Below are 16,279 nucleotides of genomic sequence, written 5' to 3' on the forward strand. Positions count from 1 at the left end.
CCGCCGCGCTCGGCTAGACTCCTCCACGCGGGGAATTCTTGCGATCGACAACATTCAACCGGAAGTAAGGGGAAGGTATGGATCAGGCAAGCATCGTCACCCGGGTCAAGCAGATCCTGGGCTCGCCACGCACCGAGTGGCCGCTGATCGCGGCAGAGCCGGCGACCATCAAGGGGCTCTACCTCAACTACATCGCCATTCTGGCGGCGATACCGCCACTGGCCGGCTTCATCCGCAACAGCCTGATCGGCAATGGCGCCTTCGGCATCACCATCCGCACCCCGATCCCGCAGGGGATCATCCTGGCGGTGCTCACCTACGCCTTGAGCCTGGTGGTGGTGTACGTGGTGGCGCTGATCGTCAACGCGCTGGCGTCGACCTTCGATGGCCGCCAGGACATGGTGCAGGCGCTCAAGGTGGTGGCTTATTCCTATACCGCCGCATGGGTGGCGGGGATCTTCATCATCCTGCCGTGGCTTGGCTGGCTGGTGGCGCTGGCCGGCGCCATCTACAGCATCTACCTGATGTACCTGGGCATGTCGCCGGTGATGAAAAACCCGCCGCAGAAGTCGGCCGGCTACACCGCGCTGGCGGTGGTGATCGCCGTGGTACTGCAGTGGCTGGTGGGCCTGGTGCTGTTCATGGCCATCGGCGGCGCGGCGATTTCCGCGGCGGCGCTGTCCAACCCGCACTGAAGGTACCGAGGCTGATGAGGGGCCGGGTAGCGGCTAGCCGTTACCCGGCCCCTTGTTTTTTCAGGCGTCCGCGATCGCGTTGAAGCGGGCGGTGATGTACTCGTCGGTGAAGCTGGTCATGTCCCAGCCGCGGATGAAACCGCAATGACCGCCATGGGCGGCGATGTCCAGCTCGATGTTCGAAGGCAACGTCAACTGGCGGAAGGCGCCGATGGGAATCACCGGGTCGTCCTCGGCGGTGAAGATGGTGGCGGGCAAGGTCATGCCGCGCAGGCGATCGCCGGCCACCGAGTAGCCTTCCAGGTAACTTTCCAGCGAGTCAAAATCCGTGTGGCGCAGCACCAGCGAGCGGGTGAGGTCGCGCATGTTCTGCTTCAGTTCCGCCAGCTCGAAGTACTGCTGGTTAGGAAAGGCGTTCTGCTTCATGCGCAACGAACGCCGCCACTTCTGCATGAAATAAGCGTGGTAGAACCACGGCGCTTCCTTCTCGAGGGAAAACAGCCCCTCGGCCGGGTCGATGATCGGGCATACGGCCAGGGTGTAGTCGAGCGGAATGCCCTCCGCCGGCGCCCTCATGCCCACGCGCAGGGCAAAATTCCCCCCTAAGGAAAACCCCGCCAGGGCCATGCAGCGCGACGGCCAGCGCCGGGCGATGTCGCCTACCGCGTGCACCACTTCGTCGATGCGGCATGAATGGAACAGCGATTCGTTCAGCGGATGGCTGTCGCCGTGGTCGCGGAAGTTCAGCCGGAAGATGTCCCAGCCTTCGTCGAGAAGGCGGCTTCCAGTCTGCAGCACATAAGTGGAGTCGACGCTGCCTTCCCAGCCGTGGAACAACACGGCCAGTCCCCGCGACGCACGCCCGGTGCTTTGCGCGGTATAGGCGCCGGACAAACGGATACCCGGACCACCTTCCACCATTACATCCTGGGCGCCCTCGCGCACCTTGTGCGCGGCCTTGGGCAGCAGGAAGCTCCGTATGCCCGACGATGACAGCATGGTCTGGATGTGGCCGCTGCGCAGCGCCCAGGGCGGTTTGAAATCTGCCCCCCGAGGCAGGCTCATGCCGGTTCCCCGGCCCCCGCCGCGGCCGGTACCGGCCCCAGCGATTGTTCGATGCGCGCGCGCGAAGCCTCGGCCATGCGGCGGCGCGCATCGGGGCTGGCGGGCACGGGCTCCAGGAAATGGACTTCCGCATCCAGGGGCGCCTCGCCCAGCAGGCGCACGAAATTGCCCATGAACGACTCGCCTTCGCGGAAACCAGCGTCGATCAGGCGTTTACCATTCCGGGCAAAGCGCAGCGCCACCGGCTGCACGGGTACCTCGGCATCGAGCGCGGCCTGGAAGATGCGCGCGTGGAATACCCGCAGTACGCCGTTGTAGCCGCTTCCCCCCTCAGGGAATACTGCCACCGAGCGGCCGGCGCGCAGGCGCTCGACCATCACCTGCATCACCGACGCCAGCGAGTGGTTGCTGCCCCGGCGGTGGAAGATGGTGCCGCCGCGCGCGGCCATCCAGCCCACCAGCGGCCAGCCGGCGATCTCGGCCTTGGCCACGAAGCAGGCGGCGCGCTGGGTGTGCATCAGTTCGATGTCCAGCCACGAGGTGTGGTTGGCCACGAACATCACTGGGTCCGCCAGCGGCTTGCCGAAGCGCCGGCTGCGGAAGCCGAAGATACGCAGCAGCCAGGTGGACCACAGCCGGATGGCCCGATGGCCGAAGGGCTCGCGGCCATCCTTCATCACGCCTTGCGACCAGCTAAGGATGAGCGCGCAGATCAACACGCCGAACAGCACGTGCAGCACGAGCAAAGGGATACGCCACAGGTAGCGCCAGGGGCGCATGCGGTCGGGGGGTGCCTGGCTGGCAGCGTCGGGGGTCATCAAGCCTGCAAGATTAACCAGCCGCGCGCGAAGCCGCCAGAGGGAGCGCCGCCGAACGCTTCACCGTGCGTAGTACGAAGCTTGAATTGACGTCGGCCACGCCCGCCGCGTTGAGCAGCCGGTCGAGCAGGAAGCGGGAGAAGCCTTCGAGGTCGGCCACGTACACGTGCATGAGGTAGTCCATGTCGCCGGTGAGTGCATAGCAGTCGACCACTTCCTCCCAGTCGCGCACGCGCTCGACGAAGCCCTCGATGCTGGTGTTGTCGTGTTTCTCCAGCTGCACGCGGACGAAAGCCTGCAGCCCCAGGCCCACCGCCGCCGGATCCACCCGGGCGGCGTAGCCGGCGATCACCCCCTCGGCCTCCAGCTTCTGCACCCGACGCAGGCAGGCCGAGGGTGACAGGTTCGCCATATCGGCCAGTTCCGCGTTGGTTACCCGGCCCTGGGTTTGCAGGGTGGCGAGGATGCGCAGATCGGTCTTGTCCAGGGAAATCGTCATTTTATTGCGTCAAGTTGGCTTTCACATCGAGTATGTTGCGCCAATAGCCTCCCATGACGCAACAAAACAAGCTTATTGCGTGTGTTCGCCGCTAATCTAGGGCTAACCAACTACTGAGCCACCGTCATGCAGACTCCCCGTCGCGTTGAACACCAGCAAACCGATCGCGGTTACGTGCCGGTGTACGCCACGGGCGTGGTCGACCAGCCCTGGGACAGCTACACCGCCACCGACCACCAGGTGTGGAACATCCTTTACGAGCGCCAGCGTGCCCTGTTGCCCGCCTATGCCTGCCCGGAATTCCTCGAGGGTGTGGAACGCTTCGGGCTGGGTGACGGCGGCATCCCGCGCTTCGACCATTTGAACGAAGTGTTGGCCCAGGCTACCGGCTGGCAGCTGGTGGCCGTGGAAGGCCTGCTGCCCGACGAGGTGTTCTTCGACCACCTGGCCAACCGGCGATTCCCGGTGAGCTGGTGGATCCGCAAGATGGACCAGCTGGACTACCTCTCCGAGCCGGACCTCTTCCACGACCTCTTCGGCCATGTGCCGCTGCTGCTGAACCCCGTCTTCGCCGACTACATGCAGGCCTATGGCCGCGGCGGCATGAAGGCCCATGCCATCGGCCCCGAGGCGCTGATGAACCTGACGCGCCTGTACTGGTACACGGTGGAGTTCGGATTGATCCGCACCGACGCGGGCCTTCGCATCTACGGCGCGGGTATCGTCAGCTCCAAGGGTGAGTCCATCTACAGCATCGATTCGCCAGCGCCCAACCGCATCGGCTTCGATCTCGCCCGCGTGATGCAGACACGCTACCGCATCGATACCTACCAGCAGACCTACTTCGTGATCGATAGCTTCGAGCAGCTGTTCGACGCCACGGGGCCGGACTTTACCCCGCTGTATGCGGAGCTGGCCACGCGTCCCGTGCATGCCGCGGGTGATGTACTGGAAGGTGACAAGGTGTACCAGCGTGGTACGCGCGAAGGCTGGGCGACGGGTGGTGACAACTAGCCTCTGCTTTCGATCGTGTGGCTGAACAGTGCTGTCGGCTACTTATACGCACCCGCTAGACCCACCTTGTAGCCAGCCTTTTTCAGAAAGGCCGTTGCCTTGCCGTTGACGACCAGCAACGTGATCATATTGACCAGCGGGATCAGCAGGAAAACGAACGTGATGATCTTCGCCACGATCGACCACCCGAGTTCGCTGGCAATCTTGAAGATACCGAACAGTCCCAACACGACGCCCCCTAGGCGAAGTACCCAGGAACCCATAATCATGTAGCCGCCCGCGGTCCGGGAAACGTCCAGGTTGGGCAGCACCACGACCAAAGCGACCGCGGCAAGATTGATAAGAAAGGCACAGATAACTGCCTTCTGCCCTTTTGAAATTTCGCGTGCGGTCAGATCAGTTTTCTGGTTCTGGTTGAACTTGAGGTCGGTGAAATTCGGTTCCATGGACTGCCCCTGTCATCGTGACGATGGATTGAACGTTAGAACGCCATAACCAAATGCGCTGACAACATCTGCGCCTGATCACGTTGTCCGTTCTCGTAGTCGTAGCCGAAGTTCAGTGATGTGCGCGGTGACAGCCTGGCGTCCAGGCCCACATTTAACACCCCGCTGTAGCGAGACAGGCCAATGCCCAGCAGCGGCTGCCATTGCTGCAGGCCGACGAAACTGGCCTCGAACACGTCGCCGCGTGAAGCAAGGGTGCGCTGGAACTGCGCGCTCGCGTGGAAATCCAGCGCGCGGCCATCGCCGAAGTCCCAGTGGTGATTGGCGCGCAGGCCTACGCCCGCCTGCCAGCGATCCAGCGTCTGGGCATTCGCCTGCAGGCCGAAACCACCCGCGCCCTGCTCGGCGAAACCACCGCGGTCAATGCTCGCGTATTCCACGTTGACGAAGGGCATGATGCGACTACCCGCCCAGTTCAGATGCAGACCAGTCTCGCCATAGGCTACGTTGTAGTTGCCGCTATATGCGGTCCCCACACCTTGTGCGCTGGTGCCAAGCAGCAGTTGGCGATTCACATCCTGCTGGAAATGACCGAAGCCGATGCGGCCCTGCGTGTACCAGTTGCCGTTGAGCGCACCGGCGTAGAACATGCCTTCGGTGTTTCGGCTGTGGTTGTGGTCGTAGCCCTGTTCGAGTTGTTGCTTTCCCTGGCTCTGGCCGAACGCGAAACCGGCCACGCCGGAACTGCCGATCTTCAGGTCGTTGCCGACCAGCCACCCATTCAACTGGAAGCCGACGCCATCGAAGCCGGCGCGCCCCATGTCGCCACCCACGTCGAGGTTCTGCGTCCACATGCCATAGCCGATATTCTTGCCGAGCAGATCGTCGAAGCGATCGGCCAGCGCGCGGCTGGATGCATCGATGGCCTCGAAGGTCATGGCCGCACTGGCCGCATGCAGCTGGCCAGACAGACTCTGCAACGAGGCTTGCGCTGCCTGCACCGTGGGCGCTTGCTGGAACTCCCCCGCGGCCTTCACGAAGTTGTCCGGGACGTCCGAGAGGGTGCCGCTGGCGATCTTCTTGTCCAGCTGTGTGAAAGCGCTCTGCACGCGCTGCGCGCTGCCGAGGGAAGCCGGCGTGAATGACCCGCCACTGCGCATGATCGCAGCGGTGATGTTCAGGCCAGTTGTATCCAGCCACACGCTGTTGGCGTTGTAGTTGATGGTGGTTGCGGTAAACACCACTCCGGTGTCCTTGGCCAGTTGGCTGAAGGTACCGGTGACGCCTCCTGTGGCGGTGAGCACATCGGTATGCGTGTTGCTGGTGTAGCCGCTGCCGGCGCCGGTGATCTCCAGCGTGCCGCCGAGTGCGGCAGAACCGTTGACGGCAAGCTTACTGCCCAGGCTGACGGCCAGTGTGCCGGTGGGGACCTGGGTATAGTTGCCGCCGATGGCCGAGTCACCGCCGTGCACCGCGACCTTCCCGGCATTGGTGAGGTTTCCAGTCACCCCGGGGACGCCGTCCAGCGTACCGCCGGCATTTGCGACCACGTCGCCCGATAGCGCCTGTGTTGCATGCAGCGAACCGGCGTTGATGGATGTATTGACGACGCCCTGCAGCGCGTTGTCGTCCAGGACCCAGGTGCCACCACCGTTCTTGATCAGGTTTCCACCGAACGTCGTCGCGCCTGTCACCGCGTTTGAATACAGCTGGGTGGTGCCGGCCGTGCCGTCGAGCGTCAGCGTGGACTGGGTGTTGACACCGATTCTCAGCGCGCCGTGAATATATCCACCTGCGATCAAGGTGATGTTATTGATGACTCCTGGATCCATCTGTACGTCGCCAACGATGTAACCCGCGTTGGAGAGCGTCAGGGTTCCGTTCGAACCGTAGTTGCCGAAAGCATGGTAAACGGGCACGTAGATGCTACAGGCAAGTGTGACCGAACAATCACCGGAAGGTGCCGCCGTCGCTTCGATGGTCGATCCCGCACCGTTGATGACAGTACCACCGAAACCCAAACCAATTCCTTCTTGGGCTCCCGTGATCTTGCTGCCGCCGGTGTTGTTCACAGTGCTGGTCGCGCTTGACTGGCTTCCTATGGATACTCCGACGTTTCCCGAGATGATGCTCGCTCCATCATTGGTCACTATGCCGCCGTCAGACATGAGGATTCCGCTATTCTTCCCCAGAATGATGCTTGCGCCAAGGTTGTTTATTACGGCGCTGTTGGCAAAGGTTTCTATGCCGAAGCTTATGGGGAAATTGTACGGCGGATTGCTTCCAGACGTGATCTGACCCCCATTGGTATTGTTGACCAAGGTTGGACTACCGCTGATACCGTCAGAAAAGTTGCCTGAGATGGTTCCTCCGGTATTGTTCACCACACCTTGTGATGTCACGCCGGTGAAACCACGAATCAGGCTGCCAGTGCCGTTGGTCAATGTACTATTCAGACCCAACTGGACGGCGGGCACGTCAATCGAATAGGACGGATGCTCGTTGTCAATGACGCCGCCATTGTGGTTCAGCACATTAACTGCGCCACCACTCACGAACGGGACGTTGACAGCCTCCGTCGTCATGACGCCCGAATTGTCCACTGTTGCGCCATCCTCAAGCTCAGCGAACCCCGTGCTCGCGCCTTGGTCAATCTGCAGGACCGCGTGGGCATTGTTGCCACCCACCAGAATCTTAGAACTGAGCGACGCCCCGCTCGCGACCCTCAGCGTCCCGTCTGTGACATACGTCGCGCCGTCAATTCTTAAGCTGCCAAACGTGTTCACGCCGGTGAGTGTCAGGGTATTTGTGCCTAACTTGATCAGCTTTCCATACGTGCCACTGATGGCGCCGCTGTAGGTCAAGTCGTTACTGCGATCGAAAGCTAACGTCCCACCGTTAACTACATCGCCGACTAGCGAACCCGTGGTGCCGCCGTTACCAATCTGCAGCGTACCCAAATCGATCTCGGTAACGCCGGTATTCTTGAAATCGCCAGTGACAGTGAGCGTGTTGAAGCCCATCTTTTGCACCGAGCCGGTGCCCGTGACCTGATGGCTGAACACAACGTCGTCCGTTCGGTTAAATGCCAGCTTCCCATTGTTCGTGATGTCGCCCGCGACCCAGCCCGTGCTGCCTTGACTGCCCAGTTGCAACGTACCGCCGCTAATAAGCGTGCCGCCGGTATACGTGTTGTTGGCACTCAGCGAAAAGGCGCCCGCCCCTTCCTTGATCAGGTTGCCGCTGCCGCTTATCAAACCGCCGTAGCCAAATATTGTGCCGGGCGAGCTTCCGTAATTGAACACCAAGGTTCCGCTGTTCGTCGTGTCGCCGCCGAAAATCTGGCCGGTCGTGCCACCGTTGCCTACCTGCAACGTGCCCCTGCTGATGGTGATGCCATTGGGGAGGTAGTTGCTGTTGGTCAAGATCAGCGTGCCGGTGCCAGCCTGGGTCATCGAACCATTGCCGCTGACCTTGCCGTCGAAGGTCACGGTATCGCTGCGGTCGAACACCAGCGAAGCATTGTTGGTGATGTCGCCGGTGATCGAACCGGTGGTGCCGCCATTACCAATCTGCAGAGTGCCGGCAGAGATGGTCGTAGGGTCGGTATTGTAATAGGTCTGGGTGCCGTCCTCAGTGAGGTTGCCGGTCAGGATCAGGGTTCCTGCACCGTCCTTGATCAACGCGCCGGTCCCGGTGATGTTGCTGTTGAAGATCACATCGTCGCCGCGATTAAATCTCACATACCGATTGTTGACGATGTCACCGGTGATCCAGCCAGTCGTACCGCCGTTGCCGATCTGCAGAACGCCGTCGCTGATCGTAGTTCCACCGCCGTATGTGTTGTTGCCGGTAAGTACCAGTGTACCGATCCCGGCCTGTGTCACCGAGCCGCTACCGCTGATGACGCCGTCGAAGTTGTAGAGATCGCTGCGGAAAAAAGCCAGGGTGGCGTTGTCGGTGACGTTGCCAATAATCGATCCGCTGGTAAATCTATTGCCGATCTGCAGTGTGCCGCCACTTACTGTGGTGCCGCCCGTGTAGGTGTTTTCGCCACCGAGCACGAGCGTGCCTGCGTCGGTCTTGACCAAGCCCACGCTGCCAGCAAGTACGCTGTTGATGGTGGCGGCGTAGGTTAGGCCGGCCGTGGTGCCGTTAGCCACGCGGATGATTGAATGTGTCGGGTCGTTTTCGCTGCCAACCATGTGGATAGCATCGCCCTGCACCACGTATCCGTTGCCCAATTCCATCCCAGCAACATTGATGTCGCCATTGGCGGCATCGACAGTTACTGTGCCGTACGCACCCTGAAACACCGCGAAGGAACCGTCGTTAAACGTTGTATTGACTGCGCCGCTAGCATCGGTCCAGTTGGTGTTGGAAGCCGGACTATTGTTTTGCCAGATGCCACCGCCGCCGTTGTTCACGTGGTCATTTTTTGCGCCAACATCCCAGAAACTAAAAGTCATGCCCTGCGTGTTGATCAAATTGACGTTCTTCTCCGAGCCGGTCTGTACGAGCCAGCCATCGGGCACGCTTAAACCGTTGTCGATCAAGGTGCCGCCGTAAAAGAACAGATGGTAGACGCCAGGGCCCGGCATATCTCCCGCTGCAAGATTGACGTTGAGCACGCCATCGAGCGTCAGGTCGCCTCGAACGAAGATAAAATCGCCCAGCCGGGCGCCACTGGCGTCGGGCGCAGCAAAGTCGTAGTTCAGCTTCGAACCAGAAGACAAGCTGAGATTGCCATTCATGGTGAGCGTGCCGATCGCCCCCTTGCTGCCAGGCGCCAGGGTGGCACCGTCGGCGACGGTGACATTACCGCCGATGATGCCCTTGCCGCCCAGTGTCGCACCACCGGCAACGGTGGTTGCACCCATGGCCGCGGTCTGGTCGCCGTCCACGTACAGGCCACCCGCTTGCACCTGCAAACTGCCGTTGTAGCTGTTGCTGCCGGTAAGCGTCAGAACGTTGGTGCCGTTCTTGATCAGGCCGCCCGTGCCGCTGACCGTATTGGCGAAGCTGAAGTCGTCGGAACGATTGAAAGCCAGCGTGCCGTTGTCAACGATATTGCCCACGATACTGCCGGTGGTACCGCCGTTGCCAAGCTGCAGCGTGCCCAGGTTGATGGTGGTGCCGCCGGCATACGTGCTAGTGCCGGTGAGCGCCAGCGTACCGGCGCCACCCTTGATCAGGTTGATCGAGCCGCTGAGGTTATCTGGGAGCACCGTGACACTGTTCGCATCGACGTCGATTTCGCCGCCGGTGAACGTGGTATCGCCTGCGGGCGGGGGAGGTGGTTGCGTGGGTTTGACATTGGCGCCGCCTCCGCCCCCGCCCCCACCGCCACAGGCCGACAGCCCAAGTGCCAAAGCCACAGCCAGCGCTACTGCGCACGGCCTGAACCCGACGCCCAAAGTCATACGACCGGGTGCGCCCACACCTCGCAGTGCTTCCATGTATTTTCCCCTGTTGTGGGCGCATCTTGCCGCAAGAATGGGCGGCACGCCTTGTGCGCTGCCGCATGCGATCGAGAAGGACGAGCCGCCCGTGGCTCGCTTCAGGGGCTTAGTGCAGTGACTTCAGCCACGGCGTGACCTTGGCTACCCAGATGTCGTAACCCTGGCGATTCATGTGCAGGCCGTCGGCGATGAAGAGTTCGGGCCGTGGCTGGCCGTTTTTGTCGAGCATGTCGGGCCAGATGTCCAGGAAGGCCACGTTCTTCTGCGTGGCTGCCCACGTCTTGATCATGTCGTTGGCCTGGTGCATCGGTGCCATCAGGGACTTCCGGGCCACGCTGGGCTTGATCGCGATGAAGGCGATGGGCACGTTGGGCTGTGCCTTGCGCACCTTCGAGACGAAAGCCTTGAAGTCGTCGAACACGCCCTGCGGCGTGTCGCCACCCATGATGTCGTTGTCGCCGGCGTACACCACGATGGCCCTGGCCTTGTATGGGGTAACGATGCGGTCGGCGAAATACACCGAATCATCAAGGTCCGAACCGCCAAAGCCGCGGTTGATGGTGTGCACGAAGGGAAAGTCTTCGCTCAAGGATTTCCAGAAGCGGATCGAGGACGAACCGACGAAGAGCACCGAGCCCGGCGGTGGCGGGTTGGCTTTGTCTTCGGCCTGGAAGGCGGCGATGTCCTTGTCCCATACGCCGTGGGCATTTTCCTTGGCGAAGGAAATTGCGGGAAGCAACAGGAACAGCACGATAAGCAGGCGTTTCATGGGGACCTCGCGGTGGATTCGCGCCAGTGACGTACGGCTAAGGAGCCTCGTCGCGATCCATGAGGGTGCCAGATATCGTGGCAAGTTGGTGTATCGATGGGCCAACGGACCGGACGAATGAACCACCCAGGCATGCCCTGCCTGTCAGCCCCGGTCACGTCATGGTGTTCATGACCGGTTAGCCAGCCGCGGATCACTCCGACACGACCCGATGGTTCATTCGTCCTGCGCTGACTCGTGCAGGAGCATTCGCCACTCTGTTTTCACTCAGAGTGGCGGGCGAGCCAGGGTAGAAAACCGCTTATGATCCAATACGGCCGGGCCGAAGCCCGCCTGACCGCCCGCCATAGAAAGACGGGAAATCACGGGTACCGCAGGAGATGGGCCTGCGATACCCGGGATCATAAAAACGGGTTTCTACACCCGACCGCCAGGAGTTGCCCCGGCGGCATGCAAATGATCCCGGATTCGCCGCTACAACTCCATATAGTAAGCGTCGCAAAGTTTGCGCCGACAGCCCATCGGACGAAGCTCAAATGGGATGGCGTGAACGCCGGCAGCGATACCCAGCGCCCAGGGACCTTCAACGTCGATGGGACCCAGCCTTCTCGTCCGAACCAGATGGCTTTTCCCAAAGGCGCCCAAGTCGAACGACCTTGCAGTGATAGCAAGCGTTGTCTACCCCTGACGCCTTTCGGGATGTTGACCTAACCTACCGGCCGGGAAGACCACGGGCAGCCACCGCTTGTCCCCAGCGGCCCACCTTTTGTCCCCGAATCGAGTCAATCCGGCCCCTTGCATCTAGCCCGGCAGCCGCTGACCGGCGAGTATTTGGGTTCAACGATCCAGGGGAATTGCAACGTGCACAGCCGTGAATGGTTCAAACTCCCGCCTGCAGTTGTGGTCCCCAAGGAAAGTATCACCCCGGTACTGATCATTGCCGTGCTCTTTGGCTTAGGCCACGTGTTGACCAACGGGCAATACGGCTTCCACCGGGATGAACTGCAGTTCTTGAGCGACGCCCAGCATCTGGATTGGGGCTTCGTACCCTACCCACCGCTGACGTCTGCGCTCGAGCTTGTGGCGTTCAAGCTGTTTGGGCTGTCGCTGGTGGGGTTGCGGCTGTTCTCGGTATTGGCCCAAGTCGTGGTGATCCTGGTCAGCGGTCTTATGGCGCGTGACCTTGGTGGTGGCCGTCTGGCCCAGGTCTTCACGGCGATCGCCGTTGGGCTGTCACCGGCGCCCATGGGCAATGCCACCATGTTCCAGTACTCGTCGTTCGATATGTTGTGGTGGGTGCTTATCGCCTGGAGCGTGATCCGCTTGCTGCGCGACGACGACCCGCGCTGGTGGGTGGCAATCGGCCTGTTTGCGGGGCTTGGCCTGCAGACTAAATATTCGATAGCCTTTTTGCTTGTGGGCGTGCTGGTAGGCGTGGTGCTTACCGATGCACGGCGATACCTCGCTAGTGGCTGGCTCTGGGCCGGCGTGGTTGTTGCGCTGCTGGTATTTGCCCCCAACCTCGTCTGGCTGGCCAAGCACGATTTCATTTCCTATAGGTTCCTGCAGGGGATCCACGCGCGCGACGTTAATCAGGGACGCGCGGACGGGTTCCTGCGCGATCAGTTCCTTATCAATGCCAACCTGTTTGCGGCGCCGGTCTGGCTCGCGGGTCTGGTTGGATACTTCCGAACGCGCCGCTACCGCATGCTTGCCTGGATGTATGTCGTCCCGCTTCTGTTGTTTTTGCTTCTGCGGGGCCGCTTCTACTACGTCAGCTCGACGTACCCGATGCTGCTGGCCATGGGTTCAGTGATCGGAGAGCGGTGGCTGCGCACGTTGCATCCTGCATGGCGGGTCGCAACCGCGGCACTGATGTTCAGCGGTGTTGCGGCTATCGGCATCTACGCCGCGTTGATCATCATGCCGATGACGTCAAGTGGTCCGCTGCGGGATTTCGCGCTGAAGAGGAACAACGACCTGCGTGAGAAAGTCGGCTGGAACCAGCTTGTTACGCGAGTTGCCGCCATTCGTGATGCACTTTCCGCCGAACAACAGGCCGACCTGGGCATCGTGGTGGGCAACTACGGCGAGCAAGGCGCTATCGCCCTTCTCGGCAAGCGTTATGGCCTGCCAACGCCGATCACAGCGCTCAATTCAGGATGGCTACGTGGCTATCCGCAACCACCGCCACGCACAGTGATCGTACTGGGAAGTTCACGTGAGCGCGCCGATGAACTCTTTACCGATTGCCGTCTCGCTGGCCACTCGGGTAACGCGTGGGGCGTCGTCAATGAAGAAAGCCGGGATCATCCTGACATCTTTGTCTGCGGCCCCGCGCGCAAACTGTGGAGTGAGCTTTGGAGTTACGGGCCCGAATTTGGGTAATACGCGACCCGATACCCGGCCTGTCCAGGCACTACTATCGGTTTGTTTAGATCGGCTTGGGTCGTTTGACGGGCGTAAGTTCGAACACCATCGACACCCGCGAGCCATCCCAGCGATAGGCCAGGTGCTGTGCCTGCGTGCAGGGCGAAACGACATCGGGATAGAACGCCGCCACGCACTGGCCACCGGCGTGCCGCGCGCTCTCGTACACGATGCCATCGGATCCTGCCGCCCGCAGCGCGCGAGCCAGCGTCACGCTGGCGACGTAGGAGCTGGGCGATTGTTCGTCCGGCCAACCACCACGGATGTCATGCAACTGCGCCACGATCGATGTGGTGTAGCAACGCATTTGCATGTCGGTGGGCGGTTCCTTCGTGGCACGCATGAAGGCTTCGCAGTGGTACACGGTTTCCTCGATGGCCGTAGCCACCGTGCGCGCGGCGTAGAACACGCCCCATGACCCATCGGAAAAACGGCTGCCCATCGGGTTCAGATGGGTGAAAGCCGCCATCACCGGTGTGCTGCCGGGGCCTGAGATGCGGCGCTCACGCGGCACCAGCGACAGAGTGCCCGTCTCGGCTCGCAGGCGCGGGTTGGTCAGCGACTCGATGGCGAACACGGCGTCGAGGTCCGCCGGGTTCGCGATGCGGTCGAATAGTCCCGTGGGCGGGAATCGGCTGGAGACGATGCGCCACGCCTGCGTCCAGCGCACGCGGCGCAGCGGTGGCTCGGCGTTCATCCGTTCCAGCCGCGTTGGGCGTCCAGGTATTGGCGTACCACGAAGAGGTCGGCGACGTTCCCCGACAGCATGCGTTCCAGCGCTGAGTGCCCGCCGAATAGCGGCGCGGTGTTGGCCCGGCGGACCCAGCCTTCGGCCTGGGCCGGGTCGGGGAAGAGGATGGCCAGGTCCTTGTAAATACCCAGCAGGTAACTGATGCGTTCGATGGTGTCGCGGCCGATATGGCCGTCCTGCTCGCGCTTCCACTTGTAGAAGGTGGATTCGGGCGGGTCGCCCAGTAGGGTGCGCTGCTCGCTGGCCCGCAATTCCCAACGCTCGGCCAGGGCGAAGAAGGCGCGCAGGGCCGGGCCGCCGAGTTCGGGGAGGGGGGCGATGGAAGGCTGGGTTTGGGCCATGGCAGTAACTTCACCTGTGAAGTTGACGGGCAGTTTACAACATCCATGTAGCTCGTGCCAGCCTTCGGGCCGCGATAGGCTTCACGCTGGACCCTCAACCAAGGATGGACCCGTGAAGATTCCTGACCAGCCCCTGATGGCGACCGAATCGGACCCTCGCCTCCTCCGGCAGCAACGCGCTTTTATGGCGCGGGCTGTGGCATCACGAGAAGAGACGAAACGGACCGGAATTTACTTCGACGCGCGCGAGGTTCATGACGAACTTCGCGCGAAGCTTGCGAGCCGAATCAGGGAGGAAACAGCATGATCAGGACCTTAGTGCCTGGCTTCATGCGTGCCCTCGTTACTACGCGAGCGTTGGCCGAACGGCCAACCTGGCTGAATTCGCAGGACGTGTTATTTGCCAGCGAGTAATGGATTGGTGATTAAACAACCCCTTCGCGTCGCTCCCTCGCCAGCGCATGTGTCCGCCTGACAAAATCCGCCTGCAACGGCGTGGGCATCCAGTCGCGACGCCGCGTCAACGCGATGCCCCTGCGCAACTCCTTGCCGAGGTCGCCGATTTCCGTGAGCGTGCCGGCCCGGTGTTCGAACAGGAACTGGTCGCGGGAAATGAGGGCAAGCCAGTCGCCCTGGAGCAGCAACCCGCGCGTGACCAACACCGACCCACACTCGATGCGTAGCCTGGGCGGTTCCACGCCCCGGCTGAGGAAGATCTGTTCCCATTTCGTACGCAGGGGAATACCCGGTGCGGAGATGACCCAGGGATAGGCCAGCAGATCCGGCAACTCCAGTTGCGTCTTGCCCTGCAGGGGATGGCCGGTGCGCCCGACCACCACCGGATCGTCGTCGTAAAGTTCCTCCTGCACCACTTCGCGGTGCGGCGACGGATTGCGCCGGGCGCCGATGATCAGGTCGATGTCGCCCTGGCGAAGGCTTGTGAGTAGCTCGCGATAGGGCGCCTCGACCACCTTCACCGCCGCCGACACGTGCGCCGTGGTGAACCGGGCGAGTAATTCGGAGAAAAAGATGGCGCGCGCACTGGGCAGGATGCCGACGATCACGCGACCGGCCTCGCCGGTGCTCATGGCGCCGATCTCCTCGACACCCGCTCGCAGCTCCGCCAGCATCAGTCGCGCGAAACGAACGAAGCGGCTGGCGACGTCGGTCGGCCGTACGATGCGACCCACGCGCACGAAGAGATCCATGCCGAGGATGTCCTGCAATTCGCGCACCGCGCGATGCACCGCCGGCTGGGAGAGGCCTGTCAGTTCTGACGCCTGCACATAGCTGCTGTTGCCTTCGACAGCGATCAGCGCGCGCAGCTGCACCATGGTCACGCGCCGCTCGATATGCGGCAGCGGTGCCAGCCGCGCCGATCGCCTTACCAACCGGCCGCCATGCACCAGGTAACGCAGTGCGCGATTCACGCGGACCATCATGACCTTGCCGGCCGCGGTGGGCGCGGCGCCATCGGGCAGCCGGTCGAACAGGCGCTCGCCAAGCACGCGCTCCATCTTGGCGATCGCCTGGGCAAGGGCAGGCTGAGACAGATTCACCTCGCGCGCGGCGGCGCTCATGCTGCCCGACCGCCCGGTGACAAGCAGTGCATCCAGGTGCCTCAGGTTGAGTTGGAATATGTCCTTCACGAGCAATCAATCGTATTTGCTTATGGCCTGATCATAAAACGAATTTGGCAAACCCCATATAGGGCGCGCACCTTTGCGCTATTCCGAACGTAGGAAAAGGTGCATGTCCACAGTCAATACCAAAGTCCAAAGGCCCGACCAGGCGCTGGTCGACGCGCTGGGGCGGCTGGGCGTGGCTACGATCCACGAGGCCCAGGGCCGCAAGGGCCTGCTCGCCAGCCACCTTCGCCCCATCTACGCAGGCGCGCGCATCGCCGGCTCGGCGGTCACGGTGTCCATTCCACCCGGTGATAACTGGATGATCCACGTGGCCATCGAGCAACTGCACGACGGCGACATC

13 protein-coding genes and 1 pseudogene are annotated in these 16,279 nt (G+C 62.0%); 5 read left to right on the plus strand and 9 right to left on the minus strand.

What is annotated here, in order from left to right:
- Positions 1-77 precede the first annotated feature (77 nt).
- A complete protein-coding gene (locus VGM61_RS13080; protein ID WP_331523272.1) occupies positions 78-695 on the plus strand; it encodes a Yip1 family protein in 618 nt (205 codons plus the stop codon).
- 60 nt (positions 696-755) lie between these two features.
- Here VGM61_RS13080 and VGM61_RS13085 read toward each other — a convergent pair whose 3' ends face one another.
- Genes VGM61_RS13085 through VGM61_RS13095 form a run of 3 tightly spaced genes read right to left on the minus strand, consistent with a single transcriptional unit; the run spans position 756 to position 3,077 of the window.
- The gene (locus tag VGM61_RS13085) at positions 756-1,760 is read right to left on the minus strand and encodes a YheT family hydrolase (protein ID WP_331523273.1); all 1,005 of its coding nucleotides are present in this window, start codon (positions 1,758-1,760) and stop codon (positions 756-758) included.
- Positions 1,757-2,578 (minus strand): lysophospholipid acyltransferase family protein, encoded by an 822-nt coding sequence (locus VGM61_RS13090; RefSeq protein ID WP_331523274.1) that lies wholly within the window; start codon positions 2,576-2,578, stop codon positions 1,757-1,759. Before VGM61_RS13090 ends, VGM61_RS13085 begins: the two co-directional genes overlap by 4 nt.
- A 13-nt stretch (positions 2,579-2,591) precedes the next feature.
- Positions 2,592-3,077 (minus strand): Lrp/AsnC family transcriptional regulator, encoded by a 486-nt coding sequence (locus VGM61_RS13095; RefSeq protein ID WP_331523275.1) that lies wholly within the window; start codon positions 3,075-3,077, stop codon positions 2,592-2,594.
- A gap of 126 nt (positions 3,078-3,203) precedes the next feature.
- On the opposite strand from VGM61_RS13095, the gene phhA reads away from it, so the two are divergent.
- Entirely contained in the window at positions 3,204-4,091 is an 888-nt protein-coding gene (phhA, locus tag VGM61_RS13100) for a phenylalanine 4-monooxygenase (RefSeq protein ID WP_331523276.1), read from the plus strand.
- A gap of 38 nt (positions 4,092-4,129) precedes the next feature.
- On the opposite strand, the gene VGM61_RS13105 is transcribed toward phhA, so the two are convergent.
- From VGM61_RS13105 to VGM61_RS13115, 3 genes are all read right to left on the minus strand, one after another.
- A complete protein-coding gene (locus VGM61_RS13105) occupies positions 4,130-4,537 on the minus strand; it encodes a hypothetical protein (RefSeq protein WP_331523277.1) in 408 nt (135 codons plus the stop codon).
- A gap of 35 nt (positions 4,538-4,572) precedes the next feature.
- Positions 4,573-9,996, minus strand: a complete 5,424-nt coding sequence (locus tag VGM61_RS13110) for an autotransporter-associated beta strand repeat-containing protein (RefSeq protein ID WP_331523278.1) — start codon at positions 9,994-9,996, stop codon at positions 4,573-4,575.
- Between the two features lie 109 nt (positions 9,997-10,105).
- Positions 10,106-10,768 carry an SGNH/GDSL hydrolase family protein gene (locus VGM61_RS13115; protein WP_331523279.1) on the minus strand — a complete coding sequence of 221 codons (663 nt, stop codon included), beginning with the start codon at positions 10,766-10,768 and terminating at the stop codon, positions 10,106-10,108.
- A gap of 861 nt (positions 10,769-11,629) precedes the next feature.
- Here VGM61_RS13115 and VGM61_RS13120 point away from each other — a divergent pair.
- Positions 11,630-13,156, plus strand: coding sequence for a glycosyltransferase family 39 protein (locus VGM61_RS13120; RefSeq protein WP_331523280.1), 1,527 nt, complete (start codon positions 11,630-11,632; stop codon positions 13,154-13,156).
- A gap of 46 nt (positions 13,157-13,202) precedes the next feature.
- Here VGM61_RS13120 and VGM61_RS13125 read toward each other — a convergent pair whose 3' ends face one another.
- Positions 13,203-13,895, minus strand: coding sequence for an RES family NAD+ phosphorylase (locus tag VGM61_RS13125; RefSeq protein ID WP_331523281.1), 693 nt, complete (start codon positions 13,893-13,895; stop codon positions 13,203-13,205).
- Positions 13,892-14,290 (minus strand): MbcA/ParS/Xre antitoxin family protein, encoded by a 399-nt coding sequence (locus VGM61_RS13130; protein ID WP_331523282.1) that lies wholly within the window; start codon positions 14,288-14,290, stop codon positions 13,892-13,894. Before VGM61_RS13130 ends, VGM61_RS13125 begins: the two co-directional genes overlap by 4 nt.
- 112 nt (positions 14,291-14,402) lie before the next feature.
- Between VGM61_RS13130 and VGM61_RS13135 the strand changes: the two genes are divergently transcribed.
- Positions 14,403-14,597 (plus strand): hypothetical protein, encoded by a 195-nt coding sequence (locus tag VGM61_RS13135; protein ID WP_331523283.1) that lies wholly within the window; start codon positions 14,403-14,405, stop codon positions 14,595-14,597.
- A gap of 118 nt (positions 14,598-14,715) precedes the next feature.
- On the opposite strand, the gene VGM61_RS13140 is transcribed toward VGM61_RS13135, so the two are convergent.
- The gene (locus VGM61_RS13140; RefSeq protein WP_331523284.1) at positions 14,716-15,939 is read right to left on the minus strand and encodes a LysR family transcriptional regulator; all 1,224 of its coding nucleotides are present in this window, start codon (positions 15,937-15,939) and stop codon (positions 14,716-14,718) included.
- A 103-nt stretch (positions 15,940-16,042) separates the two neighbouring features.
- Between VGM61_RS13140 and VGM61_RS13145 the strand changes: the two are divergent.
- Positions 16,043-16,279 (plus strand): annotated as a pseudogene (locus VGM61_RS13145) (4-carboxy-4-hydroxy-2-oxoadipate aldolase/oxaloacetate decarboxylase); the annotation flags it as partial.

Origin of the sequence: Pinirhizobacter sp., from assembly GCF_036499745.1 — a bacterium.
Taxonomy (GTDB): Bacteria; Pseudomonadota; Gammaproteobacteria; order Xanthomonadales; family Rhodanobacteraceae; genus Pinirhizobacter.